This is a genomic window from Sphingomonas sp. BL-S-30 (genome assembly GCF_055521475.1).
Map to the genome: position 1 here is coordinate 2,440,517 of NZ_CM145481.1, position 20,913 is coordinate 2,461,429.

Annotated in this window: 27 protein-coding genes and 2 tRNA genes; 14 read left to right on the plus strand and 15 right to left on the minus strand. The window is 66.0% G+C overall.

Annotated features, from left to right (window positions below; genetic code table 11):
• Nucleotides 1-14: 14 nt before the first annotated feature.
• From ACZ1I5_RS11320 to ACZ1I5_RS11330, 3 genes are read left to right on the plus strand one after another with little or no spacing between them, the layout of a single operon-like run.
• Nucleotides 15-581, plus strand: coding sequence for a DUF1285 domain-containing protein (locus ACZ1I5_RS11320; RefSeq protein ID WP_465173786.1), 567 nt, complete (start codon nt 15-17; stop codon nt 579-581).
• The gene (locus ACZ1I5_RS11325; protein ID WP_465173787.1) at nt 578-1,180 is read left to right on the plus strand and encodes a CoA pyrophosphatase; all 603 of its coding nucleotides are present in this window, start codon (nt 578-580) and stop codon (nt 1,178-1,180) included. Before ACZ1I5_RS11320 ends, ACZ1I5_RS11325 begins: the two co-directional genes overlap by 4 nt.
• Nucleotides 1,168-2,373 carry a CCA tRNA nucleotidyltransferase gene (locus ACZ1I5_RS11330; RefSeq protein ID WP_465173788.1) on the plus strand — a complete coding sequence of 402 codons (1,206 nt, stop codon included), beginning with the start codon at nt 1,168-1,170 and terminating at the stop codon, nt 2,371-2,373. The genes ACZ1I5_RS11325 and ACZ1I5_RS11330 overlap by 13 nt, the downstream gene beginning before the upstream one ends.
• A gap of 19 nt (nt 2,374-2,392) precedes the next feature.
• On the opposite strand, the gene parC is transcribed toward ACZ1I5_RS11330, so the two are convergent.
• Together parC and gcvA are read right to left on the minus strand one after the other, a co-directional pair.
• On the minus strand, nt 2,393-4,645 hold the full coding sequence (parC, locus tag ACZ1I5_RS11335; protein ID WP_465173789.1) for a DNA topoisomerase IV subunit A: 2,253 nt from the start codon (nt 4,643-4,645) through the stop codon (nt 2,393-2,395).
• A 55-nt stretch (nt 4,646-4,700) separates the two neighbouring features.
• Nucleotides 4,701-5,600: a transcriptional regulator GcvA gene (gene gcvA, locus ACZ1I5_RS11340; protein WP_465173790.1), complete on the minus strand. Its 900-nt coding sequence runs from the start codon at nt 5,598-5,600 to the stop codon at nt 4,701-4,703.
• A gap of 113 nt (nt 5,601-5,713) precedes the next feature.
• Between gcvA and ACZ1I5_RS11345 the strand changes: the two genes are divergently transcribed.
• The 5 genes from ACZ1I5_RS11345 (at nt 5,714) to purC (ending at nt 9,878) form a co-directional block, all read left to right on the plus strand.
• Nucleotides 5,714-5,896, plus strand: a complete 183-nt coding sequence (locus ACZ1I5_RS11345; protein ID WP_465173791.1) for a hypothetical protein — start codon at nt 5,714-5,716, stop codon at nt 5,894-5,896.
• A 46-nt stretch (nt 5,897-5,942) separates the two neighbouring features.
• Nucleotides 5,943-6,836: an alpha/beta hydrolase family protein gene (locus ACZ1I5_RS11350; RefSeq protein ID WP_465173792.1), complete on the plus strand. Its 894-nt coding sequence runs from the start codon at nt 5,943-5,945 to the stop codon at nt 6,834-6,836.
• Complete coding sequence (gene kynU / locus ACZ1I5_RS11355; RefSeq protein ID WP_465173793.1) at nt 6,833-8,047, plus strand: kynureninase; 1,215 nt, start codon at nt 6,833-6,835, stop codon at nt 8,045-8,047. Before ACZ1I5_RS11350 ends, kynU begins: the two co-directional genes overlap by 4 nt.
• Before the next feature lie 85 nt (nt 8,048-8,132).
• Nucleotides 8,133-8,999, plus strand: a complete 867-nt coding sequence (locus ACZ1I5_RS11360) for a DUF4349 domain-containing protein (protein ID WP_465173794.1) — start codon at nt 8,133-8,135, stop codon at nt 8,997-8,999.
• A gap of 99 nt (nt 9,000-9,098) precedes the next feature.
• Nucleotides 9,099-9,878: a phosphoribosylaminoimidazolesuccinocarboxamide synthase gene (gene purC, locus ACZ1I5_RS11365; RefSeq protein WP_465173795.1), complete on the plus strand. Its 780-nt coding sequence runs from the start codon at nt 9,099-9,101 to the stop codon at nt 9,876-9,878.
• A gap of 18 nt (nt 9,879-9,896) precedes the next feature.
• On the opposite strand, the gene ACZ1I5_RS11370 is transcribed toward purC, so the two are convergent.
• Nucleotides 9,897-10,046, minus strand: a complete 150-nt coding sequence (locus ACZ1I5_RS11370) for a hypothetical protein (RefSeq protein WP_465173796.1) — start codon at nt 10,044-10,046, stop codon at nt 9,897-9,899.
• Nucleotides 10,047-10,189: 143 nt separating this feature from the next.
• Here ACZ1I5_RS11370 and purS point away from each other — a divergent pair, with 143 nt between their 5' ends.
• The 3 genes from purS to ACZ1I5_RS11385 all read left to right on the plus strand — a co-directional run bounded on the left by purS (nt 10,190) and on the right by ACZ1I5_RS11385 (nt 11,478).
• Nucleotides 10,190-10,420 carry a phosphoribosylformylglycinamidine synthase subunit PurS gene (gene purS, locus ACZ1I5_RS11375; protein ID WP_465173797.1) on the plus strand — a complete coding sequence of 77 codons (231 nt, stop codon included), beginning with the start codon at nt 10,190-10,192 and terminating at the stop codon, nt 10,418-10,420.
• Nucleotides 10,417-11,085 carry a phosphoribosylformylglycinamidine synthase subunit PurQ gene (purQ, locus tag ACZ1I5_RS11380; RefSeq protein WP_465173798.1) on the plus strand — a complete coding sequence of 223 codons (669 nt, stop codon included), beginning with the start codon at nt 10,417-10,419 and terminating at the stop codon, nt 11,083-11,085. Before purS ends, purQ begins: the two co-directional genes overlap by 4 nt.
• 321 nt (nt 11,086-11,406) lie before the next feature.
• Nucleotides 11,407-11,478 (plus strand) — tRNA-Cys (locus ACZ1I5_RS11385).
• Nucleotides 11,479-11,493: 15 nt separating this feature from the next.
• Here ACZ1I5_RS11385 and ACZ1I5_RS11390 read toward each other — a convergent pair.
• Together ACZ1I5_RS11390 and ACZ1I5_RS11395 are read right to left on the minus strand one after the other, a co-directional pair.
• Nucleotides 11,494-11,868, minus strand: coding sequence for a hypothetical protein (locus tag ACZ1I5_RS11390; RefSeq protein WP_465173799.1), 375 nt, complete (start codon nt 11,866-11,868; stop codon nt 11,494-11,496).
• The gene (locus ACZ1I5_RS11395; RefSeq protein WP_465173800.1) at nt 11,828-12,571 is read right to left on the minus strand and encodes a queuosine precursor transporter; all 744 of its coding nucleotides are present in this window, start codon (nt 12,569-12,571) and stop codon (nt 11,828-11,830) included. The genes ACZ1I5_RS11390 and ACZ1I5_RS11395 overlap by 41 nt, the downstream gene beginning before the upstream one ends.
• A gap of 84 nt (nt 12,572-12,655) precedes the next feature.
• On the opposite strand from ACZ1I5_RS11395, the gene ACZ1I5_RS11400 reads away from it, so the two are divergent.
• Nucleotides 12,656-12,732 (plus strand) — tRNA-Arg (locus ACZ1I5_RS11400).
• A 71-nt stretch (nt 12,733-12,803) separates the two neighbouring features.
• Here ACZ1I5_RS11400 and ACZ1I5_RS11405 read toward each other — a convergent pair.
• The 6 genes from ACZ1I5_RS11405 to ACZ1I5_RS11430 form a co-directional block, all read right to left on the minus strand.
• Complete coding sequence (locus ACZ1I5_RS11405; RefSeq protein ID WP_465173801.1) at nt 12,804-13,943, minus strand: vWA domain-containing protein; 1,140 nt, start codon at nt 13,941-13,943, stop codon at nt 12,804-12,806.
• Nucleotides 13,944-14,103: 160 nt separating this feature from the next.
• Entirely contained in the window at nt 14,104-14,505 is a 402-nt protein-coding gene (locus ACZ1I5_RS11410) for a DUF1801 domain-containing protein (protein WP_465173802.1), read from the minus strand.
• Nucleotides 14,506-14,518: 13 nt separating this feature from the next.
• A complete protein-coding gene (locus tag ACZ1I5_RS11415) occupies nt 14,519-14,728 on the minus strand; it encodes a hypothetical protein (protein WP_465173803.1) in 210 nt (69 codons plus the stop codon).
• A gap of 30 nt (nt 14,729-14,758) precedes the next feature.
• Nucleotides 14,759-15,169, minus strand: coding sequence for an SRPBCC family protein (locus ACZ1I5_RS11420; protein ID WP_465173804.1), 411 nt, complete (start codon nt 15,167-15,169; stop codon nt 14,759-14,761).
• Complete coding sequence (locus ACZ1I5_RS11425) at nt 15,166-15,489, minus strand: ArsR/SmtB family transcription factor (RefSeq protein WP_465173805.1); 324 nt, start codon at nt 15,487-15,489, stop codon at nt 15,166-15,168. The genes ACZ1I5_RS11420 and ACZ1I5_RS11425 overlap by 4 nt, the downstream gene beginning before the upstream one ends.
• Nucleotides 15,490-15,587: 98 nt before the next feature.
• Entirely contained in the window at nt 15,588-16,172 is a 585-nt protein-coding gene (locus ACZ1I5_RS11430; RefSeq protein WP_465173806.1) for a cysteine hydrolase family protein, read from the minus strand.
• Between the two features lie 58 nt (nt 16,173-16,230).
• Between ACZ1I5_RS11430 and pncB the strand changes: the two genes are divergently transcribed.
• On the plus strand, nt 16,231-17,535 hold the full coding sequence (gene pncB, locus ACZ1I5_RS11435; RefSeq protein ID WP_465173807.1) for a nicotinate phosphoribosyltransferase: 1,305 nt from the start codon (nt 16,231-16,233) through the stop codon (nt 17,533-17,535).
• A 182-nt stretch (nt 17,536-17,717) separates the two neighbouring features.
• On the opposite strand, the gene ACZ1I5_RS11440 is transcribed toward pncB, so the two are convergent.
• Together ACZ1I5_RS11440 and ACZ1I5_RS11445 are read right to left on the minus strand one after the other, a co-directional pair.
• Entirely contained in the window at nt 17,718-17,921 is a 204-nt protein-coding gene (locus ACZ1I5_RS11440; protein ID WP_465173808.1) for a hypothetical protein, read from the minus strand.
• A gap of 40 nt (nt 17,922-17,961) precedes the next feature.
• Nucleotides 17,962-18,630: a DJ-1/PfpI family protein gene (locus ACZ1I5_RS11445; RefSeq protein ID WP_465173809.1), complete on the minus strand. Its 669-nt coding sequence runs from the start codon at nt 18,628-18,630 to the stop codon at nt 17,962-17,964.
• Nucleotides 18,631-18,743: 113 nt separating this feature from the next.
• Between ACZ1I5_RS11445 and ACZ1I5_RS11450 the strand changes: the two genes are divergently transcribed.
• Nucleotides 18,744-19,118 (plus strand): hypothetical protein, encoded by a 375-nt coding sequence (locus tag ACZ1I5_RS11450; RefSeq protein WP_465173810.1) that lies wholly within the window; start codon nt 18,744-18,746, stop codon nt 19,116-19,118.
• A 374-nt stretch (nt 19,119-19,492) separates the two neighbouring features.
• Here the strand turns inward: ACZ1I5_RS11450 and ACZ1I5_RS11455 are convergent, their stop codons facing one another.
• Nucleotides 19,493-19,903 (minus strand): hypothetical protein, encoded by a 411-nt coding sequence (locus ACZ1I5_RS11455; RefSeq protein WP_465173811.1) that lies wholly within the window; start codon nt 19,901-19,903, stop codon nt 19,493-19,495.
• Nucleotides 19,904-19,953: 50 nt separating this feature from the next.
• Complete coding sequence (gene virB11, locus ACZ1I5_RS11460) at nt 19,954-20,886, minus strand: P-type DNA transfer ATPase VirB11 (RefSeq protein ID WP_465173948.1); 933 nt, start codon at nt 20,884-20,886, stop codon at nt 19,954-19,956.
• Nucleotides 20,887-20,913 lie beyond the last annotated feature (27 nt).

A 20,913-nucleotide genomic window follows, 5' to 3' on the forward strand; every position in this document is an offset into this window, starting at 1 on the left:
CCTACCGCGAACCAATGCCGATGGACCCGCTTCCCGATCTTGCCGCGCTGTCGCTCGCCGATATCGCGCGCCTGGCCGAGGAGCGGAAGCTTCCCCCGGTCGAACGCTGGAACCCCACGCATTGCGGCGACAGCGAGATGCGCATCGCGCGCGACGGCACCTGGTTCCATCAGGGATCGCCGATCGGGCGCCAGGCGATGGTCCGGCTGTTCTCGACGATCCTGCGGCGCGAGGCGGATGGCAGCTATGTGCTGGTCACCCCGGTCGAGAAGCTCGACATCGCGGTGGAGGACGTCCCTTTTGTCGCGGTCGAGATGAAAGCCGAAGGCGAAGGGCGCGATACCCGGCTGGCGTTCCGGCTGAACACCGGCGACCTGGTGACCGCCGGTGGCGACCATCCGCTGCGCTTCGAGGAGCGCGAGGACGGTCCCCGTCCCTATCTGCATGTGCGCGGCGGGCTCGAGGCGCTGGTCGCGCGTTCCGTCTATTATGATCTCGCCGCGATGGCGCTGGCGCACGACGATGTGCCGCCCGGCGTGTGGAGCAACGGCGCCTTTTTCCCGCTGGAGCCGTCCGAATGAGCCTTGCCGATCGCCTCCGCCACGCGCTCGAGACCGGGCATGGCATCGACACGGTGCTGCTGACCGGGGATCACCGCGATCTCGAGCTCGACCAGTCCACGCCGCTGATGAACGCGGCGGTGCTGGTCGCCGTGACCGACCGCCCCGAGCCCGGCGTGATTCTGACCCAGCGCACCGATACCCTGTCGCGCCACCCCGGCCAGATCGCCTTTCCCGGCGGCCGGATCGATCCCGGCGACAGCGGCGCGATCGACGCGGCCTTGCGCGAAGCGGAGGAGGAGATCGCGTTGCCGCGCGACCGGGTGCTCGTGATCGGCGAGGCCGACCGCTATCGCACCGTCACCGGATTCGAGGTGACCCCGGTGATCGGCATCGTCCCGCCCGACCTGATCCTGGTGCCCAGTGCCGGCGAAGTGGCGCAGGTGTTCGAGGTCCCGCTGGATTTCGTGCTCGATGCCGCCAACCATGTCGAGGCTACTGTCGAATGGCAGGGCCGCAACCGGCATTATTACGAGATCAACTGGGCCGGGCACCGCATCTGGGGCGCGACCGCCGCGATGATCGTCAACCTTTCCCGGCGGCTGCGATGGAACGGGTGACCCTACCCCACGCCGGATGGCGGACGCGCGAAGGGCTGACGGACCTTTGCCGGGTTCTCGGCGCGGCGGAGGGCAAGGTGCGCTTCGTCGGCGGCGCGGTGCGCGACACGTTGCTGGGGATCGACGTGGCCGATGTCGATCTGGCGACGACCTATTCGCCCGAACAGGTGATGGCGCTGCTCAAGGACAAGGGCATCAAGGTGGTCCCGACCGGCCTGGCGCATGGCACGGTGACGGTGGTGCTGCCGGGCGGGCCGATCGAGGTGACGACGCTGCGCTGCGACGTCGCGACGGACGGGCGGCATGCCACCGTCGCCTTCACCGACGACTGGAAGGAAGACGCCGCGCGGCGCGATTTCACGATGAATGCGCTCTATGCGGATCCGCTGACCGGCGCGATCTTCGATTATTTCGGCGGGATCGACGATCTCGAGGCGAGGCGGGTCCGCTTCATCGGCGATCCGCTGAAGCGCATCGCCGAGGATCATTTGCGCATCCTGCGCTATTTTCGATTCCATGCGCGGTTCGGCGACGCGCCGGATGCGGCCGGGCTCGACGCCTGTTCCGCGCGGGCGAACGATCTGATGGCGCTCTCGCGCGAACGGATCGCCGCCGAACTGCTGCGTCTGCTGGTCGCGGTGCACGCAATAAGGGTGGTCGAGCTGATGATCGACCGCGGCATCTTCGTGCCCGTATTGCCGGAGATCACCAGCGTCCGGCGACTGGAACGACTGGCCGAGCGCGAAGCGGCGGCGGGAATCGCGCCTGACCCGATCCGCCGGCTGGCGGCACTGATTCCGGCCGACGCACGGGTGGCGGACGATATCGGTGCCAGATTGAAGCTGTCCAAGGTCGAGCGGCGCCGCTTGATCAGCGCCACCGAACCGGCCGGAACCGAACCAGCGACGGTGATCGGCTATCGGATCGGCGCCGATCTGGCGATCGACCGGCTGTTGCTGTCGGATCGGCCCGAGGACGAGGCTGCATCACTGATCGAATGGAAGGCCCCTTCCCTGCCGCTGACGGGGGGGGCGCTGGTCGAACGGGGGCTGAGCAAGGGGCCCGAGGTCGCGAGAACGCTCCGTCTGGTGGAAGAGCAGTGGATCGCGGAGGGCTTCCCCGATGCCGCGCGCGTCAATCAGATCGCCGACGCGGCGGCCGAGGAAGCCCTGCGCTCCGCCGGCAGCGGATAAGCGCGCCGGCTCCTTTGCCTCAGAAGCGATTGTCGCGCGGGAAACCGGTGGGTGGCATGCGCCCCGCCGCGCCCCGCGCCGCGCGCCACGGCGCGAGATCGGTCTCGGTCCGCGTCCGCCCGGTCTCGCCACCCATCGCCCAGCTCAGCCCATTGGCGAAGATAAAGGTGATCGCATCGGACAGGCCGCCGTCGCGATAACGCTGCAACTGGACGCCCTGGCCGCGGGCCAGTTCGGCCAGCTCGGTGATCGGAAAGACGAGCATCCGGCGATTGTCACCGATCGCCGCGACATAGTCCGCCTCGGGATCGACCGGCCGGACGACCTTGAGCTTCGCACCGAGGCGCGGCGTGACGACCGTCTTGCCCTTGCGCGTCTCGGCGATCGTATCCGCCGTCTTGACGATGAAGCCGCGCCCGTCCGTCGCGACGACCAGCAGCTTCTCCGTCCGGCTCGCCGGCATCAGCTCGACGATCCCGACATCGCCGTCGAGGTCGATCATCGCGCGCACCGGCTCGCCAAAGCCGCGTCCGCCGGGCAGCTTGTCCGCCGCCAGCGTGTAGAAACGCCCATTCTCGGCCGCGAGCAGGATCTTGTCGGTGGTCTGCGCCGAAAAATGCAGGAAGGGTGCATCGCCTTCCTTGAACTTCAGTTCGGCCGCGGCGGCGGGCTCGATATGGCCCTTCATCGCCCGGATCCAGCCGCGCTGCGACAGGATCACGGTGATCGGCTCACGCTCGATCATCGCCTCGAGCGGAATCTCGCGGGCGGGCGCGGCTTCCTCGATCGTGGTGCGCCGCTTGCCCAGCACTGTCTCGGGGCCATAGCGGTCGCGCAGCTTGCCGAAATCGCGCTTGAGCCGGGTGCGCTGGCGCGCGTCGCTGCCGAGCAAGGCTTCCAGTCCTGCCTTCTCGGTTTCCAGTCCGTCGCGTTCCTTGCGCAGCTCCATTTCCTCGAGCCGGCGCAGCGAGCGCAGGCGCATATTGAGGATCGCCTCGGCCTGGCGGTCGTTGAGTTCGAACTCGGCGATCATCACCGGCTTGGGTTCGTCCTCGGTACGGATGATGGCGATCACCCGGTCGAGATTGAGGAAAGCGATGATATAGCCGTCGAGCAGCTCGATCCGGTCGGCGATCTTGGCAAGCCGATGCGCGGTGCGGCGCTGGAGCACGATAAACTGGTGATCGACCCAGCCGAGCAGCGCTTCGCGCAGGGACATCACGCGCGGCGTGCGGCGCGCGTCCAGCACGTTGAGGTTCAGGCTGACCCGGTTCTCCAGGTCGCTCATCCGGAACAGACTTTCCATCAGCATCGTCGCGTCGACCGTGCGGCTGCGCGGTTCGATGACGATGCGGACCTCGGAATCGGATTCGTCGCGGACATCGGCGAGGATCGGCAGCTTCTTGTCGTTGATGATCGTCGCGATCTGCTCGATCAGCTTGCCCTTCTGCACGCCGTACGGAATTTCCGTTACGATCGCGTTCCAGGTGCCGCGCCCCTGATCCTCGACATGCCAGCGCGCGCGGACGCGGAAACCGCCGCGCCCGGTGGCATAGGCTTCGGCGATCGCCGACGCACTGTCGACGACGAGGCCGCCGGTCGGGAAGTCGGGGCCGGTGACATGCTCCAGCACCTGCGCGTCGCTCGCATTGGGCTGGTCGATCAGCAGGATCGCCGCCTCGAACAATTCAGCGGCATTGTGCGGCGGGATGCTCGTCGCCATGCCCACTGCAATGCCGGCCGCGCCATTGGCGAGCAGGTTGGGGAACATGCCCGGGAACAGCTCGGGCTCCTGCTCCTCGCCATTATAGGTCGGGCGGTAATCGACGGCGTCTTCGTCGAGGCCGTCCATCAGGTCGATCGCGACCTGAGTCAGCCGTGCCTCGGTATAGCGATAGGCAGCGGCGTTATCGCCATCGATATTGCCGAAATTGCCCTGACCGTCGACCAGTGGATAGCGCATGGCGAAGCTCTGGGCGAGGCGGACCATCGCATCATAGACCGACTGGTCGCCATGCGGATGATATTTACCGATCACGTCGCCGACGACGCGCGCGCATTTCTTGTAGCCCTGCGCCGGATCGAGCCGCAGCAGCCGCATCGCCCATAACAGGCGGCGGTGCACCGGCTTCAGCCCGTCGCGGACATCCGGCAGCGAGCGCGCGGTGATCGTCGACAGCGCATAGACGAGATATCGCTCGGACAAGGCGCTGTCGAACGGCGCGTCGACAATGGCATTGAAGGGATCGGGCTCTAGGATGTCGGTAGGCATTGGCCCCCGGTTAGCAGGCCGAGTCCGCTGACGCTACCGTCACACGCGATCGTCGTCAGACTGGACTGGGGAGGTCGCGGGCAAGCTCCGCGAGCAGCCATTCGCGGAATCGCTTGATCTTGGGCACGCTGCGCCGCGGTTCCGGGCAGACCAGCCAATAGGCGTAGCCACGGGTCGAGACCTGGTCGAACAGCCGCACCAGCCGCCCCTCGGCCAGGTCGTTGCGCCAGAAAAAGGGCGTGAGCATCGCCATGCCCTGCCCCGCCATCGCGGCGTGCCCCTCATGCGCCTGGGAATCGAGCCTGACGCCGGGCCGGGGGAGCGTGTCCGGCGCATCGACCCCGGCCTCCCTCAGCCAATGCGACCACCAGGGGTCGTGCGGGCTGATCAGCGGCAGGCGCAGCAGATCCGCCGGCTCGAAGCTCGGGCCATGGCGCCGGAGGAAACCGGGGCTGCACATGGGGGTGAAATCGATCGGGAGCAGCAGGTCCTGTGACAGGTCGGGCCAGGGGCCCCGGCCGGCGCGGATCGCGATGTCGACATCGTCGGTGGCGAAATCGGACAGGGCGTCGCTGGTCAGCAGGCGCACCGCCATGTCGGGATGCGCCATCTGGAAGCTGCCGAGCCGCCAGGCCAGCCAGGTATTGGCGAATGTGTTGGAGGTGGAAACGGTCAGCAACCCCTCATCCTCGGCGCGGATCGTGGCGAAGGCCGAATCGAGCGCATCGAAGGCGCGGCCGACCTGCGGCGCGATGCGTCGTGCGGCCTCGGTCAGCACGACGCGCTTCTTTTCCCGGCGGAACAGCGGCACGCCGAGCCGCTCCTCGAGCAGCTTCACCTGATAGCTGACCGCTGCCTGGGTCATGCCGAGTTCCGCCGCGGCGGTCGTGAAATTCTCGTGCCGCGCGGCGGCCTCGAACACGCGAACGGCGGAGAGAGGGGGGATGCGGCGCATGTCTGACGAATAAGGCAGCCTTATGGATCATGTCCAATGATTTGTTGGCGTCGCGTTACGAACGGACGCATAACCATCCTGTGGTCAACGCCAGAGCAAAGAGGAGAATGGCGATGCGCGACGATTTCCATAGCCAGGCCTGGGCCGAAAATCACCGCCAGCTGAGCAGTGCGATCCATAAGCTGGTTCGCGCCGTGGCCGAGACCTTCGACAAGCTCACCGCCTATCAGTTCGAGGCGCCCTGGCTCGTCCGCCGGAGCCAGCGCGACAAGGCAGCGTGCGAGCCTGCCGCCTGAGGCGACCGGCTTGGACAGTATGGTGTGAAGCGCGTATCGGGGGAGCATGTTACGGCTTGCCTCGATCGCGCTTCTCGCGTTGATCCCCGCGGTGATGACCGCGACCGACCCTCCCCTGCTCACCTGGGACGATCTTTCGGCCCGTCCCCGACCCAAACCCGACGCGACGATCGCCTATGGTGGCGACGAGATGCAGAAGGTCGATGTCTGGCTGCCCGCCGGCAAAGGACCCTTTCCGACGGTGTTGATGGTTCATGGTGGCTGCTGGACGACGAGCATCGCCGATCGCAGCCTGATGAACTGGATCGCCGGAGATCTCCGCAATCACGGGATCGCGGTGTGGAACATCGATTATCGCGGCGTGGACCGTCCGGGCGGCGGTTATCCGGGCACCTTTCTGGATGCGGGCGCAGCGACCGACGCGCTCGCCGCAAACGCCGAACGCTTTCACCTCGATACCAGGCGGATCGTCGCGGTCGGTCATTCCGCCGGCGGCCATCTCGCATTGTGGCTCGCCGCGCGGCCTAAGCTTCCCAACGCCAGCCCATTGTGGGCCGCCGCACCGCTCCTGATCGCGCATGTCATCAGCCTGGGCGGCCTTCCCGATCTCGAAGCAACCGCCGCAAGCCCCGACAATGGCTGCGGCGTCGATGTCGTCGCCCAGCTCGTCGGCGCGCCGGGCACCCGGCCTGACGTCTATGCCGACACCTCGGTTCCACGCCTGCTGCCGATCGGGGTACCGCAGGACCTCGTCAATGGCCGCGAGGACCGCATCATCCCGGTCAGGCTCGCCACCGGTTATGAAGCCCGGGCGAAACAGGCCGGCGATCCGGTCGCGCTGCATTTCGTGCCCGCGACTGGCCATGTCGAGCTGGTGACGCCCGACACGTCGGCCTGGCTCGAAACCCGCCGGCTGATCCGCGCGGCGTTCGACCAGTGACGCTGGACGATGCGCTGGCGCGTGACGCCGCCGATCCCCTGCGCGGGTTCCGCGACCGGTTCGCGCTGCCCGAGGGAGTGATCTATCTCGACGGTAATTCGCTCGGCCCCTTGCCCCGTGCCACCATCACGGCGCTGGACGACATGGTCGAGCGGCAATGGGGCGAGCGGCTGATCCGGAGCTGGAACGAGGGCTGGATCGAGGCACCGCGCCGGATCGGCGCGAAGATCGCCCCGCTGATCGGCGCCGAGGCGGACGAAGTGATCGTCGCCGATTCGACCTCGGCCAATCTGTTCCGGCTGATCGTCGCGGCACTCAGGCTCGACCCGGCGCGCAGCGTGGTGGTGAGCGAGCTCGGCAATTTCCCGACTGACCTGCACATCGCGGAAGGCGCGGTTGCCTGCGTGCCCGGCGCGACCCTGAAGGCGGTGCCGCGCGAGGCGATCGGCGCGGCGTTGGGCGACGACACCGCGCTGCTGCTGCTCACCCATGTCCATTACAAGACCGCCGAGCGGTTCGACATGGCCGCCTGGACCGAGCGCGCGCACGCCGCCGGCGCGCTCGTCCTGTGGGATCTCAGCCATAGCGCGGGGGCGGTACCGGTCGACCTTAACGGGGCCGGCGCCGATCTCGCGGTCGGCTGCGGCTATAAATATCTGAACGGCGGTCCCGGTGCGCCCGCCTTCCTGCATGTGAACCGCCAATGGCAGGAAAGGCTGACCAACCCCCTGTCGGGCTGGATGGGCCATGCCGCGCCGTTCCAGTTCGAGGACGGCTATCGCCCGGCGCCAGGCATGACTCGCTGGCTGACGGGAACGCCGCCGATCCTGGGCCTCGCTGCGCTGGAGGCCGGCGTGGACATCTGGTCCGCCGTGCCGGCCGACAGGGTCTGGGCCAAGAGCGCCGCGCTGTTCGACGCCTTTGCCGCGATCGGCGACGACCTCGGGCTGGAGTGCGTCTCGCCCCGCAATGCGGCGCAGCGCGGCAGCCACATCAGCTTTCGTCATCCCGAGGCCCATGCGCTGTGCCAGGCCCTGATCGCCCGTGGCGTGATCGGCGATTTTCGCGATCCCGATATCCTGCGGTTCGGGCTGACCCCGCTCTATCTCGGTTTCGAGGACATCGCGCGCGCAGGAGATCAACTGCGCGACCTGCTCATAACCGGCACCTATCGCGACCCGGTCTTTTCGAATCGGAACGCAGTGACCTGATGCCGCGGCGGCATTGACACAATATTCTATCGATGTGACAGTGTAACAGTCGATCGGGAGAGCGGCGATGCGGTACGTGATCTTGTTGGCGCTGTGCCTCGGCGCTTGTTCCAAACCGTCCGACGCCCCGGACCAGGCTGCGAGTAGCCATGACGTGGCTGAACCGGCAACGGCAGCAGTTGCCAAATCCGCCGCATCGGGGGCGCCCGCAGCCATCGCGGTGTCCGTCCCGAAGATGGCATACAGCTACAAATATGCGTTCGTCCTGCCCGGAACGTCCATCGCGAAAGCCCAGCAAGCCCATGTCGCGCTCTGCGACCAACTTGGCGCGGCGCGGTGTCAGGTTCTCGCGCTCGACAATCAGGCCGCCGACGCAAGCATCTCCCAGGCGACCCTCAAGATTCGTGTGGCGAGCGCCCTGGCCCGTCAGTTTGGCGCCGCGCTCAAAAAGGCCGTGTCGGGTGCCGGCGGCCGCGCGGTCAGCCAGTCGATCGCGGCCGAGGACGTGTCGAAGGCCCTGTCGGACACGCAGGCGCGGCTGCGGCAGCGCGAAATGCTGGTCGAGCGGCTGACCGAAGTCTTGCGCACCCGCAAGGGAAGTGTTGCCGAACTGGTCGAGGCGGAACGCAGCGTCGCTGCGGCCCAGGAGGAGATCGACCAGGCGCGCGGCTGGCTTGCCGAGCTACAGGGCCGGGTCGCGATGTCGACGATCGATATCGAGTATAGTGCTGCTGCTGCGGCGGCGGGCCATGTCGGCAACGGGATCGGCGACACCTTCGTCGCATCAGCCAGCGCTTTCCTGATCGGAATCGGCGCAATCCTGCGCCTGCTCATCTTCCTCGCCCCCTGGCTGGTCCTCGCCGCACTGGGATGGTGGCTATGGCGGCGGCTTGGCGCGCGCATGCCCCGGTCTTTCGGGCGAGGATCGAGGGCGGAGCCGCCGCCAAGCTGATTGCACCACCGTCCCCCTTCCGATATAGCGCCGGTCTTCCGGCCCCGGCCTGCGCTTCCGCGCCGCCGGGGCTGCTCATTTTCCGAGGGTAACGCCATCATGGCTCGCCGCCGCCAGATTTACGAAGGCAAAGCCAAGATCCTGTACGAGGGTCCCGAACCCGGCACGCTGATCCAGTATTTCAAGGACGACGCAACCGCGTTCAACGCCCAGAAAAAGGGCACGATCAGCGGCAAGGGCGTGCTCAACAACCGCATCTCCGAGCATATCTTCACCCTGCTCGGCCATATCGGCGTGCCGACCCATTTCATCCGCCGCCTCAACATGCGCGAGCAGCTGATCCGTCAGGTCGAGATCATCCCAGTCGAAGTGGTGATCCGCAACGTTGCGGCGGGGTCGCTGTCGACGCGCCTCGGCATCGAGGAGGGCACGCAGCTGCCCCGCACGATCATCGAATATTATTACAAGGACGATGCGCTCAACGATCCGATGATCACCGACGAGCATATCGCCGCGTTCGGCTGGGCGAGCCAGGAGGAGATGCACGACATCGCCGACCTCGCCATTCGCGTGAACGATTTCCTGTGCGGCCTGTTCGCCGGGATCGGCATCCGGCTGGTCGACTTCAAGCTGGAATTCGGCCGTCTCTGGGACAATGAATATGCCCGGGTGATCCTGGCCGACGAGATCAGCCCCGATGGCTGTCGCCTGTGGGACATGGAAACCAACGAGAAGCTCGACAAGGACCGGTTCCGCCGCGATCTCGGCGGTGAAGTCGAGGCATATCAGGAGGTCGCGCGCCGCCTCGGCCTGCTACCCGAAGGCGCCGACGGCGCGGTCCTCGATCTCGAAAAGCACCGGCTCAGCAAGGGCAAATAAGCCCCGGCCGTCCGGGCTTCAGCCCTTCACGCGGTACCCGCAGATGATGCCGAACACATAGGCGCTGAACAGGGCGAGCTGGACGCGACCGCCCGGATCGCTCCAGCCAAAATATTGCCCGCCGAACGCGAACAGCGTGATGAACATGATCATTGCCAGACCGGCCATGGCCGAAACTCCTTGTCGCGCCCCGCCCCAGAGAGAGCGCCGCCGAAAGGCTGGGCTACTCACGTAAATTTTCCATGAAGCTTGCGGCAGGGCGTTGCGCTCGCCATAGGGTCGCCAACCAATCCCAAGCCCAGGAAACGCTCATGAAGCTTCGCATCTTCGTCACGCTGAAGAACGGCGTGCTCGATCCGCAAGGCAAGGCGATCCACAAGGCGCTGGACGGCCTCGGCTTTGCCGGGATCAACGATGTCCGCGCCGGCAAGCTGATCGAGCTCGATGTGGACGACGGCACCAGCGACGCGAGCATCGACGAGATGTGCCGCAAGCTGCTCGCCAACACCGTGATCGAAAACTACCGGGTGGAACGGGCATGAAGACAGCGGTCATCGTCTTTCCGGGCTCCAATTGCGACCGCGACATCGCCGTCGCGCTGGAAGCCGTCACCGGGGTGAAGCCGGCCATGGTGTGGCATGGCGAGACCAGCCTGCCCGACGGCACCGGGCTGGTCGCGCTGCCCGGCGGCTTCTCCTATGGCGATTATCTCCGCTCCGGCGCAGTCGCCGCGCGATCGCCGATCATGCGCGCGGTGATCGAGGCGGCGGACGGCGGCCTGCCGGTGCTCGGCATCTGCAACGGCTTCCAGGTGCTGACCGAGGCGGGCCTGCTGCCCGGCGCGCTGATGCGCAACGAGGGCCTGGATTTTGTCTGCCGCGACGTGGAACTGACCGTCGCCAACGCCCAGTCTGCCTTCACCAGCCGCTATGGCCAGGGCGAGACGATCACCGTCCCCGTGGCGCATCATGATGGCAATTATTTCGCCGATGCCGAGACGCTCGACCGGCTCGAGGGCGAAGGCCGCGTCGCCTTCCGCTATACCGGCCAGGTCAACGGCTCCGCGCGCAAGATCGCCGGCGTGCTCAACGCCGCGGGCAATGTGCTCGGCATGATGCCGCATCCGGAGCGCCGGATCGAAGCAGCCCATGGCGGCGTGGACGGCCGGCGTTTGTTCCAAGGCCTGTTGGAAACGGTCGGCGCCTGAGCCCGATTTAGCCAAATAGGCTATTGCATTCCGGATTGCCTGCTGGCATAGCCACGCCATGGCTATCACCATGATTTTCGCGCAACCGCGCCCCGCCAGCTGTCGACATTGACGCTCGCATAGCCACGCCCATTTTCCGGGCCGTGGCGGGATTGGGATAGCGCTTCGCCAGCGGCACCTCGCATCTCCATCCCGATCTTCAAAAAACCCCTAAATTCTGCTGCCTTCAGGCGTGGCCGAACGCAATAGAGTGCGCGGCCGGTCTGTGATTCCGGTGCTAGCGGGTGCAAATCCCGCCGGTCACTCCTGAGGGCAGCAGCCGTCCGAGTGGCGAAATGGGAACGCAGCGGATTGCAATTCCGCCATGAGCCGGTTCGATTCCGGCCTCGGACTCCCCTTGCATGAAACCTATTCGGTTAATTCCGGGCGATGGAACAGGTTTGTGTATCGCAGCATCAGCGTGAGCGCGGCCGGCCAGAAGCAGGTATTCCAGATATCGTGCCAGTTCGCCGGAAAATCGGGTCTGGCATTGATCACGAGCAGGTCGCGCAAGTCCCAGGCCTCTCCCGCCAGAGCGAGGGCCGCGACGACCAGAAAAGGTCGCCAGTCGCCCACTCGCCATTTGAACAGTCGCGCCGCGCCGAGCAGGATCAGCAGGCCGATATAGACGTGCAGCGCATCCTTGGAGAGGCCGGTATGGTTGGTCAGCCAGAGCTTGCCTTGCTGGAAGGCGCTGAGATGATCAAACACGCGCTTTGAACGGCGTAAAATCGGTGCCGTCATCGAACACGTCGACGCCCTCGCGGCGCTTCAGGAAATTGACGACGAGATAGGTGACCGGCGTCAGCAGCACTTCCCAGGACACTTTCAGCACCCATTGCGTGACCAGCACCTTCAGCATCAGGTCGTTGGTCCAGCCCTCGGCATACAGAAAGGCCAGTGGATAGAAGATCAGGCTGTCCACCCCCTGCCCCACGATCGTCGAGCCGATCGTGCGGGTCCACAGATGCCTGCCCCCGGTCCAGACCTTCATCCGGGCGAGGACATAGGAATTGACGAACTCGCCCGCCCAGAAGGCGATCATCGAGGCGAACACGATGCGCGGCACCTGGCCGAAGATCACCTCATAGGCCGCCTGGTTCTTCCAGTCGGGCGACGGCGGCAGCGCGACGACGACCCAGGACATGAAGGCCATGAAGGCGACCGCGACGAAACCCGCCCAGATCACGCGGCGCGCCCGGGCATAGCCATAGACCTCGGTCAGCACATCGCCGATGACGTAGCTGATCGGAAAGAACAGGATGCCGGCCCCGAACGGCCACAGGCCAATACCGGGCAGGTCGATCACCGCGACCTTGCCCGCGCCGATCACGTTGGACAGCAGGATGATCGCGACGAAGGCGGCCATCACGAAATCATAATAGCGGAAATGGCCTCCGGCCACCTCCCCCGCGCTGACCGCCTTCAGCCCGCCACCATCCGCCATGCCGGCTTTCCCCCAAGTTCGTGCAGGCATTTTATGAAGCCGGTTTCGCCTCCGCGCAATCCGCGCTAATCCCCGCGCCATCGCGCGCCCGTAGCTCAGTTGGATAGAGCACGAGACTTCTAATCTTGAGGCCGCAGGTTCGACTCCTGCCGGGCGCGCCAGTTCTTCAATCGATGGACGAGACCTGCGCCAGAGCGCGCTTCCGCTCGGTGAAAGCCGGCTCCATCACATTTCAGCGAACCGCGTTCGCTGCCGCATCCATTTGGTCCCGGGCCGCGTCCGCGTCACCGCTCAGCTGCTTCGAGAACGCCATGCCGCGGTCGAGCAGCGCGCGATGGCGCTGCCGTTGCAGCGTCAGCGCCTCGCCCGCGAACGGCACTTTCTCGCCGCGCTTCCATCGAACCGAAAGATCATCGCTCATACGCTTGCTTTCACCATCCAGCAGATCGCTGACGCACGTCGAGGCATGGGCACTCACGTCGGAACTATTGACCGCGTTGTGGGCAATCGCGTCGCTCGTGCGAACGATGTTGGCCGCCCGGCGATTCGAGTCGCGCACCGTGTCGATGGTCCGATCATAGTCCGCGCGGGTCGAGACGTTGACGAAGCCGCCGCCCCCGGCATCGGCGACCCCCTTGAGCGCCGCCGCTGCTTTTGATGGCAGTCCGAAGCCAATGACATTCACCACCGCGCGCGTGGTGCTTCCGTTGATCCGCCGCGCGACGGCGACGGGATCGCCGCCGCAGGTCTCCTCGCCATCGGAGACGACATAGATAACCTGTTCGCCCGGCTTGGCCGCGGTCCCGAGCAGCGACTGCGCGCGCTCGAGCCCGGCGGCGAGCGGCGTCCAGCCGGTGGCGCGAACCTGCTTCACCGCCGCGGCAAGCCCCACCCGATCGGTCGACATCGGCGCGAGCACGTCGACGCCCCGGCAGGACTTCGCCTTGCCGGCCTCGCTGTTGTCGCCTTGCTGGCCGAACACCAGCAGCGAGGCCTGCACGGTGGCCGGAAGGCCGTCGATGAAGCCCAGCGCTGATTGCCGCGCCAGCTCCAGCTTGGTCTGGCCGCCGATCCGGCCGGCCATCGAGCCCGACCCGTCGATCGCGATGATCACGCGGGTCGGCGGCACGGTCGGGCCGATCGAGCTTCGACGTCCCTCCAGCACCGCGTGCTCCAGCTCGACCTTTCCAAAACAACGGTCCGGGTCTTCGGTAATGAAGCTGTCGACATAGGCGCGCGCGGCCGCGTGGAGATCGGCGGGCGCGGTATCGGTCGCGGCCTGGGATTTCGCGGAGTCCGTGTCCTTCTTGCCGCTGCAAGCGCAGAGCGCGAGCGCCAGGGCAAGCAGTGCAGCCGATCGGGCATGAATCAAGCGAGGCATGACGTTTCCCTAAACAACCGACAATAACGCCGCTGGATCGGAATCGGGTGCGGCCCGTGCGCACTGCGTAGATGTGTCAGGCGGCAATGGAGCAGAGACACCCGCCTGCAGACATGGAACCGCCGCGTCAGCGTTCCCCCGGCGCAGCGGGCTAACGCCGGGGCTTCGCCGCCGATGCGTTCAGCGCAACGGCGGCCTTGACCAGCGCCGTCAGCGCAGCCTCATTCACCGTATCGCCCTCATGGAAGTCGATGGCACGCCGCACATTGCCGTCCAGGCTGGCGTTGAACAGAGCCGTCGGATCCTCCAGCGACGCGCCCTTTGCGAAGGTCAGCTTCACCACCGCCTTGTAGGTCTCGCCGGTGCAGATCATGCCGCCGCAATACCACACGGGCACGCCGCGCCACTTCCATTCCTCGACCATGCCGGGATCGGCCTGAAGGATCAGGCGGCGCAGCCGGGCGAGCATCTCGCCCCGCCAGTCGCCAAGCTCCGTTATCCGCGCGTCGATCAGGCGGGAGGGATCGGCGCCCTCGGTTTCGCTCGCGCTCATCGGCCATTCCTCCTCATGCCGCTCGTCCGCCACGCCGCCGGGCATAGGGCAGCACGAACATGTACAGGCCGCTGAACAGCAGCAGGAAGAGCGGCAGCAGCGGGGAATAGACGATCCAGGGCGGCGGTGTGCCCAATGCCATCGCGACGAAATTGGCGATCACCGTCGCGGTGAAGATGATCGACAGCCAGCGATGGGCCTGGCGGATCCACATGCTCAACATGGCGTCTCCTTTCGAAGCACGGCGCCGACCTCAGTCGGCCCGGGCCAGCAGTTGCTCCAGATTGCCGAAGAAGCGCGGCCACCCGGCCTTGGCGCCGAAATAGGCCTGTTGCTGGTCCGGCTTGAAGCCGGTCTGTTCCATGCGCAGGCGCGTGCCGGTCGCTATGGGGCTGAGCGTCCAGGTGACCACGCTTTCGAGGCCCATTCCATCCCAGGTGTAGGACAATGTCCGGTTGGGCTCGACCTCGAGCACGCGGCAGTCGACGCCGCCCCAGTCGGCGCTGAGATGGAAACGATGGTCGACTACGGGCTTGAAGTCGTTCTTCATCAGCCATTCCTCGATCAGATGCGGCTGAGTGAGCGCGCGCCAGATCTTTTCCGGCGGATAGGCGATGTCGCGCTCGACGGTGACGGTGCGCGTTTCGGTCGCGGTATCGGTCATTGGTCCATCCTTTTGAGCAGGTCTTCGAGGTCGTCGAACCGGCTTTGCCAGAATCCGGCCATCTGGCTCGTCCAGTCGATCAGCGGCGCCAGCGCGCCAGGCTGGGCGCTATAATGCGTCAGACGCCCATCGGGCCGGTCGCGCACCAGCCCGGCCTGTTTCAGGACACCGAGATGCTTGGAGACCGCCGGCTGCGAGACCCCCGCGCGCGCCGTCAGCGCCCGCACGGTCTGCTCCCCGTCGCGGCACAACCGCTCGAACAGCGCGCGACGCGTCGGATCGGCGAGCGTCCTGAAAAGCATGTCCTGCGCGTCCGTCATCCGCAATCGATAACCCCGTGGCTATTGATTGACGCATAACTGCCGGGCTATGAATGAGTCAAGCGCGGGACGGCCGGCCGGGCGCGCCGTTGCCGCCGTCAAGCCAGGGCGACGTCCTTCCCCGCGAAATCCTCGGCCAGCACCTGATCGATCGGGCGGGCAATGCCGCGCGTCAGGGCTTCCGGCACGCTCACGCGAAAACCGCGCTCGACCAGCCCGTCGATCGCCCAGCGCACGCAATAATCGGCGGCCACGCCGATCACGGTCGCTTCCTCGACGCCGGACGCCTTCAGGTCGCGGAAAAAGGCATCGCGATCCACCGGCGCGCCGCCGCCGATCGGCTCGACGCTCAGCCCATCCTCCTGCCACATCGCGAACACGCCCTTTTCCAGCCGCCAGGTCGGGATCGCCGGATCGACCAGGCCCGGGTCGAGCACATTGCGCCAGCCGGGTGTTTCGCGAACGCAGTGAATGGGGAATTCCTTCGCTTCTTCCGACAGCGGATAGGTATCGGCGAAATGCGTGTCGAAGGTGAACAGCACCGAAGCTGTGTCGTCAGGCCGCAGCGCGCCGAGCCAGGCGTTCATCGGTCCGGCCAGAATATCGGCGCCGGCCACCGCGAGCGCACCGTCCGGGTTCATGAAATCGGCCTGGGTATCGACGACGATCACGATCTTCTTCATCTCATGCTCCGGCATTTGTTGGGTAGACGCCCGCGGCATTTGCCGGGAAAAGCCTGTCATGGTCCTGACCGATATCGCGACGCGCACCTATAATCACGGCTGGCGGCTCGATCCGATCGTGCGCAGCCTGCTCGACACCGATTTCTACAAGCTGCTCATGCTGCAGATGATCCGGCATCTGCATGCCGATGTAGAGGTGACCTTCTCGGTCCTCAACCGGACGAAGACGATCAGGCTGGCCGATACGATCGACGAAGGCGAATTGCGCGCCCAGCTCGACCATGCCCGCACCGTGCGCTTCGGCAAGAAGGAGCTGATCTGGCTCGCCGGCAACAGTTTCTACGGCAAGGAGCGGATGTTCGCGCCGGACTTCATCGCCTGGCTCGCCGAGTTCCGGCTGCCGCCCTATGAGCTCCATGTCGTCGACGGCCAGTACGAGCTGCGCTTCGCCGGGCCCTGGACTCATACGACGATGTGGGAAATCCCGGCGCTCACCATCATCAACGAGCTTCGCTCGCGCGCGACCCTGCGCAACCATGGCCGCTTCGAGCTCGACGTCACTTACGCCCGCGCCAAGGCGAAACTCTGGGACAAGGTCGAGCGGCTGAAGCAATTGCCCGATCTCGTGCTTTCCGATTTCGGCACGCGGCGGCGCCACGGCCATCTCTGGCAGCGCTGGTGCGTCGAGGCGCTCAAGGAAGGGCTCGGCGATCGCTTCATCGGTACCTCCAACGTGCTGCTGGCGATGGATGGCGACCTCGAGGCGATCGGCACCAACGCGCATGAATTGCCGATGGTCGCCGCCGCCCTCGCCCGCGACGATGCCGAGCTCGCCGCCGCGCCCTATCGTGTGCTGGAGGAATGGCGCCAGCATTATGCCGGCAACCTGCTGATCGTGCTGCCCGACGCCTTCGGGACGACCGCTTTCCTGGCCGATGCGCCCGACTGGGTCGCCGACTGGACCGGCTTCCGCCCCGACAGCGCCCCGCCGATCGAGGCCGGCGAGCAGATCATCGCCTGGTGGCAACGCCACGGCGTCGATCCGCGCGAGAAGCTGCTGATCTTCTCCGACGGGATGGACGTGGACTCGATCGAGCGCACCTATCGCCATTTCCACGGCCGGGCGCGCATGAGCTTCGGCTGGGGCACCAACCTGACCAATGATTTCCGCGGCTGCGATCCGCGCGGCAATGAAGGGCTCGAGCCGATCTCCCTGGTGTGCAAGGTAACGAGCGCCAATGGCCGCCCGGCGGTCAAGCTCTCCGACAATCCCGCCAAGGCGACCGGCGATCCGGCCGAGATCGCGCGCTATCTGCGCGTGTTCGGGGATGCGGGCCGCGTCGAGAGTGAGGTTGTCGTCTAGTCGGGCCGCGCCGCGCCGATGCGACCGCCACTTCCCGCTCCCCGGCGAAGGCCGGTGCCCAGCTGGAAAGGTAGTTGTAACGACACACAGCACCTTGCCACGATCGTCCCCCGACTGGGCCCCGGCCTTCGCCGGGTAAGCCAAAGGGTGCAGACAAGCGACTGATCTCAGCCGAGGACGACCTACCCCTCGATCAAATCGAGATACGCCACGACATCATTGTCGGTCGCCAGGAACAGCCCCTCCTGCACCTCCTCCGGCTGGGCCGCGGCGATCGCCATCGCTTCGCCGAGCGGGCCGTAGAACAGGGTCGACGCCCCTCCCCCGTCATGGCCGTCGGACAGATGATACAGGCGCACGGAAACGCTGTCGGAGGTGGTTCGCATCAGCGCTTGATGCGGCGCGCGCCGGCCGATCGCAAGCCCGTCAGCAGGGAATGCAGAGCGGCACCTGCTCGCCGGCCTCATCGAGCGGACAATCCCTGGTGTCAGGAATTACTCCGCCGACCGGCGGGCACGGGAAATATTGAGTCGTGAGTTGGACCTGTTCGGCGACGGCGGTCCCCATCAGCAACTCGATCAGCCGCAATGCTTCGTCCAGCCCGGAGGAGATGCCGCCGCCGGTCAGCCGGTCGCGGTCGAGATGATAGCGTGGGTGGCCCTCAACCACCTTCACATGCCGGAAGCGCTTGAGGCACGGAATAAAGGCCCAGTGAGTCGTCGCCTCATAGCCATCAAGCAGCCCCGCCGCGGCGAGCAGCATCGCGCCTTCGCACACCGACGCGACCAACGGCGTGACCGCCGCTTTGTCGCGCAGGAAACAGAGATAGGTTTCGTTCTTCATCTGCACATTCAGCGCGGTCGGGTCGCCGCCTGGTAACCACAAGGCCGCATAGTTCGAGCTCGCTTCGGCAAAGCTCTTGACCACCTCGAAGCGAAAGCCTTCGCGGAAACAGTGCATGCGGCTTTCCGCTGCGACCAGCTCGACCTGGAACCCGGCCCAGACGAACATGTCGTACGGCCCGCAGACGTCGAGCATGTCGACTGAATCATATACCGGCATGCCGATGATCGGCTTGCTGCCCTTCGCGTCCATCACCCGCATCCTCCACCCTGACCGGCGGAGCATAGCGCCTTGCCGGCCCGGCCGGTGCGACGTTGACGCCATATCGAGGCTTTTTGCGGTCGTAGAACGGCGCAAAGCGCTTCATGGTGACACCGGTCAGCGGCGCGGCGACCGCGGATCGCCGCCGTTTCGGGAAAGGGCCTTGCGTGCCGGCCGGGGAAGAGACTCATTGCGACGGGGAGGCGGGCCATGTGCGCCGCCGTCTTTCCGGCGAGCGCACGGGTCTCCTGCTGGTCGGCCCTGCGCTCCTGATATTGTCCGCCTCCCCGGTTCAGGCGGCCGGCCCCGCGGCGCATTTCGTCGAGGTCTGCACCGCGCAGGGCATCACCTGGATGGCGATCCCCGATACGGGCCGGATCCCCGGCGACGAGTCCGACAAAGCGAACGGCCATGCCGCCTGCGCGCATACCCTGCGGCCGCGCAACCCGCTGCGCCCTCGGAATCGCGCCGAAGCCTGATTCCCGCTTGCGCGCCGGCGGATCGATTCAACATTCGAGAGAAGTGGCGCAGCATGATGTCGGATGGAAACGTCCGTCCACGCTCTTTCTCATGGCGATCGAAATCGAATTTCCCTGTTCGGCGAGAATTTCCCTGTTCCTGAAATGAAATTCCCTGTTCTTCGATAACAGGGAATTCAGCACAAACCGCTATTATAGAAAGGAAATAACACCTAAGAACGGGTCATAAAGGCCGAAGAAAAACAAATTTCCCTGTTAATCGGCAATAACAGGGAATTCTGGCCGGTGCGCCTCGGCTTCGTAACGCCGTGCTGAGGGTCGATCTGCCGACAGGAGGCCCGGGGCGCCTTCCGATGGATCGCCCGGAATGAATGCTATCGGCGATGCCCGAAGCTGCTGCTTTCGAACGACACGGTGGCCCCTGCGTTTTCGCCCAGCGGAATGTCCGCGGTGCCATAGACGCCGCGCGCGCCCTGCGATCCGATCATGACGCCGACCTCGCCATGGATACCCGGCCTGGCGATTTCCGAGTCCCTCAGTTCGCCACGTGCGGCGGCGGCACTTTCGACCGTATTGTTGTTCAGTATTGCGTCCCGCTGCTCGTCCGTCAGGCGAATCGTGTCACCGGTCGAAGGACGCACCGGCTGCGCCATTGTCGGTGCAGGCGCCGACTCGGGAGCCGGCGCGGACTGCGCGAAGCACGCCGTCGACAGGCAGGAGGCTCCCGCACCAAGGGCAAGTGCGATCGGGAGCACGCGATAGCGCAGCGAAATCAAACGGGTCATCCCTGCCTTATAGACCGGCGCAACCCGACCACAACATGAACGGAAAATCCTTAAACCCGCCGCCGCAGCACCACCTCGGCGACATGCCGCCGCCCGCCCGCGCGGGCGAGCTGGACGAACACATCGACCGTGCTGCGGACATAATGGAGCACATCGTCGCGATTGAGTCGGGTGCCGGTCTGCAACACCAGCAGCGCGATCTGCTCGACCGCGCGCTCCGCGCTGTCGGCGTGGACCGTGGTCATCGATCCCGGATGGCCGGTATTGACCGCGCGCAGAAAGGCATAGGCTTCCTCGCCACGCAGCTCGCCCAGGATGATCCGGTCGGGCCGCATGCGCAGGGATGCGCCGAGCAAATCGTCGGCGCTCACCCGCGCCTCACCCAGCGCGCTGCGCGCGGCGAGAAGGCCGACGGCATTGTCGTGGCGGAGATGGAGCTCGGGCGTGTCCTCGATCAGGATCAGCCGTTCGTCCGCCGGGATCTCGCGGATCAGCGCGTTGAGGAACGTCGTCTTGCCGGTCGAGGTGCCGCCCGAGACCAGCACGTTCTTGCGCGCCTTCACTGCCTTGACGAGCATGCCGGCGATGTCGCCCGCATCCAGCATCATCGTCAGCGTACGGTCGATATCCGTGGTATCTTCTTCGCCATGCCGCGTGTCGTCAAAGGCGCCGCTCGCGACATAATCGCCGAGCGCCAGATCGGGCGAGACATGCTTGCGGATCGCGAGCGCGAGCGGCCCGCGCGTCGCCGGCGGCCCGACCACCTGGACGCGCGCACCATCGGGTAGGGTCGCCGAGAGCAGCGGATGCTCTCGGCTGATGCCCTGGTGCGACAGGGCCGCGATCTGGCGCGCGAGCCGCGACAGCGTCGCCTCGTCGAGCCCGGCCGCCTCGTGCCGTTCGATCGTGCCGCCGGTCGTCTCGACCCATATCTCGCCCGGCCGGTTGACATAGATGTCGGTCACATCGGCGCGCTCGAGCATGCCCGCCAGCGGCGACAGATAGCTGCG

Coding starts and splice junctions, on each gene's coding strand:
- ACZ1I5_RS11370 (WP_465173796.1), bottom strand. CDS start 10,046: ATGGCCGGTCTGGCAATGATCATGTTCATCACGCTGTTCGCGTTCGGC.
- purQ (WP_465173798.1), top strand. CDS start 10,417: ATGAAGACAGCGGTCATCGTCTTTCCGGGCTCCAATTGCGACCGCGAC.
- ACZ1I5_RS11390 (WP_465173799.1), bottom strand. CDS start 11,868: ATGACGGCACCGATTTTACGCCGTTCAAAGCGCGTGTTTGATCATCTC.
- ACZ1I5_RS11330 (WP_465173788.1), top strand. CDS start 1,168: ATGGAACGGGTGACCCTACCCCACGCCGGATGGCGGACGCGCGAAGGG.
- ACZ1I5_RS11350 (WP_465173792.1), top strand. CDS start 5,943: ATGTTACGGCTTGCCTCGATCGCGCTTCTCGCGTTGATCCCCGCGGTG.
- ACZ1I5_RS11445 (WP_465173809.1), bottom strand. CDS start 18,630: ATGGACGCGAAGGGCAGCAAGCCGATCATCGGCATGCCGGTATATGAT.
- ACZ1I5_RS11450 (WP_465173810.1), top strand. CDS start 18,744: ATGGTGACACCGGTCAGCGGCGCGGCGACCGCGGATCGCCGCCGTTTC.
- ACZ1I5_RS11325 (WP_465173787.1), top strand. CDS start 578: ATGAGCCTTGCCGATCGCCTCCGCCACGCGCTCGAGACCGGGCATGGC.
- ACZ1I5_RS11430 (WP_465173806.1), bottom strand. CDS start 16,172: ATGAAGAAGATCGTGATCGTCGTCGATACCCAGGCCGATTTCATGAAC.
- ACZ1I5_RS11420 (WP_465173804.1), bottom strand. CDS start 15,169: ATGACCGATACCGCGACCGAAACGCGCACCGTCACCGTCGAGCGCGAC.
- pncB (WP_465173807.1), top strand. CDS start 16,231: ATGGTCCTGACCGATATCGCGACGCGCACCTATAATCACGGCTGGCGG.
- ACZ1I5_RS11395 (WP_465173800.1), bottom strand. CDS start 12,571: ATGGCGGATGGTGGCGGGCTGAAGGCGGTCAGCGCGGGGGAGGTGGCC.
- purC (WP_465173795.1), top strand. CDS start 9,099: ATGGCTCGCCGCCGCCAGATTTACGAAGGCAAAGCCAAGATCCTGTAC.
- ACZ1I5_RS11345 (WP_465173791.1), top strand. CDS start 5,714: ATGCGCGACGATTTCCATAGCCAGGCCTGGGCCGAAAATCACCGCCAG.
- ACZ1I5_RS11425 (WP_465173805.1), bottom strand. CDS start 15,489: ATGACGGACGCGCAGGACATGCTTTTCAGGACGCTCGCCGATCCGACG.
- parC (WP_465173789.1), bottom strand. CDS start 4,645: ATGCCTACCGACATCCTAGAGCCCGATCCCTTCAATGCCATTGTCGAC.
- purS (WP_465173797.1), top strand. CDS start 10,190: ATGAAGCTTCGCATCTTCGTCACGCTGAAGAACGGCGTGCTCGATCCG.
- gcvA (WP_465173790.1), bottom strand. CDS start 5,600: ATGCGCCGCATCCCCCCTCTCTCCGCCGTTCGCGTGTTCGAGGCCGCC.
- ACZ1I5_RS11320 (WP_465173786.1), top strand. CDS start 15: ATGCCGATGGACCCGCTTCCCGATCTTGCCGCGCTGTCGCTCGCCGAT.
- ACZ1I5_RS11455 (WP_465173811.1), bottom strand. CDS start 19,903: ATGACCCGTTTGATTTCGCTGCGCTATCGCGTGCTCCCGATCGCACTT.
- ACZ1I5_RS11440 (WP_465173808.1), bottom strand. CDS start 17,921: ATGCGAACCACCTCCGACAGCGTTTCCGTGCGCCTGTATCATCTGTCC.
- virB11 (WP_465173948.1), bottom strand. CDS start 20,886: ATGCTCGAGCGCGCCGATGTGACCGACATCTATGTCAACCGGCCGGGC.
- ACZ1I5_RS11415 (WP_465173803.1), bottom strand. CDS start 14,728: ATGTTGAGCATGTGGATCCGCCAGGCCCATCGCTGGCTGTCGATCATC.
- ACZ1I5_RS11410 (WP_465173802.1), bottom strand. CDS start 14,505: ATGAGCGCGAGCGAAACCGAGGGCGCCGATCCCTCCCGCCTGATCGAC.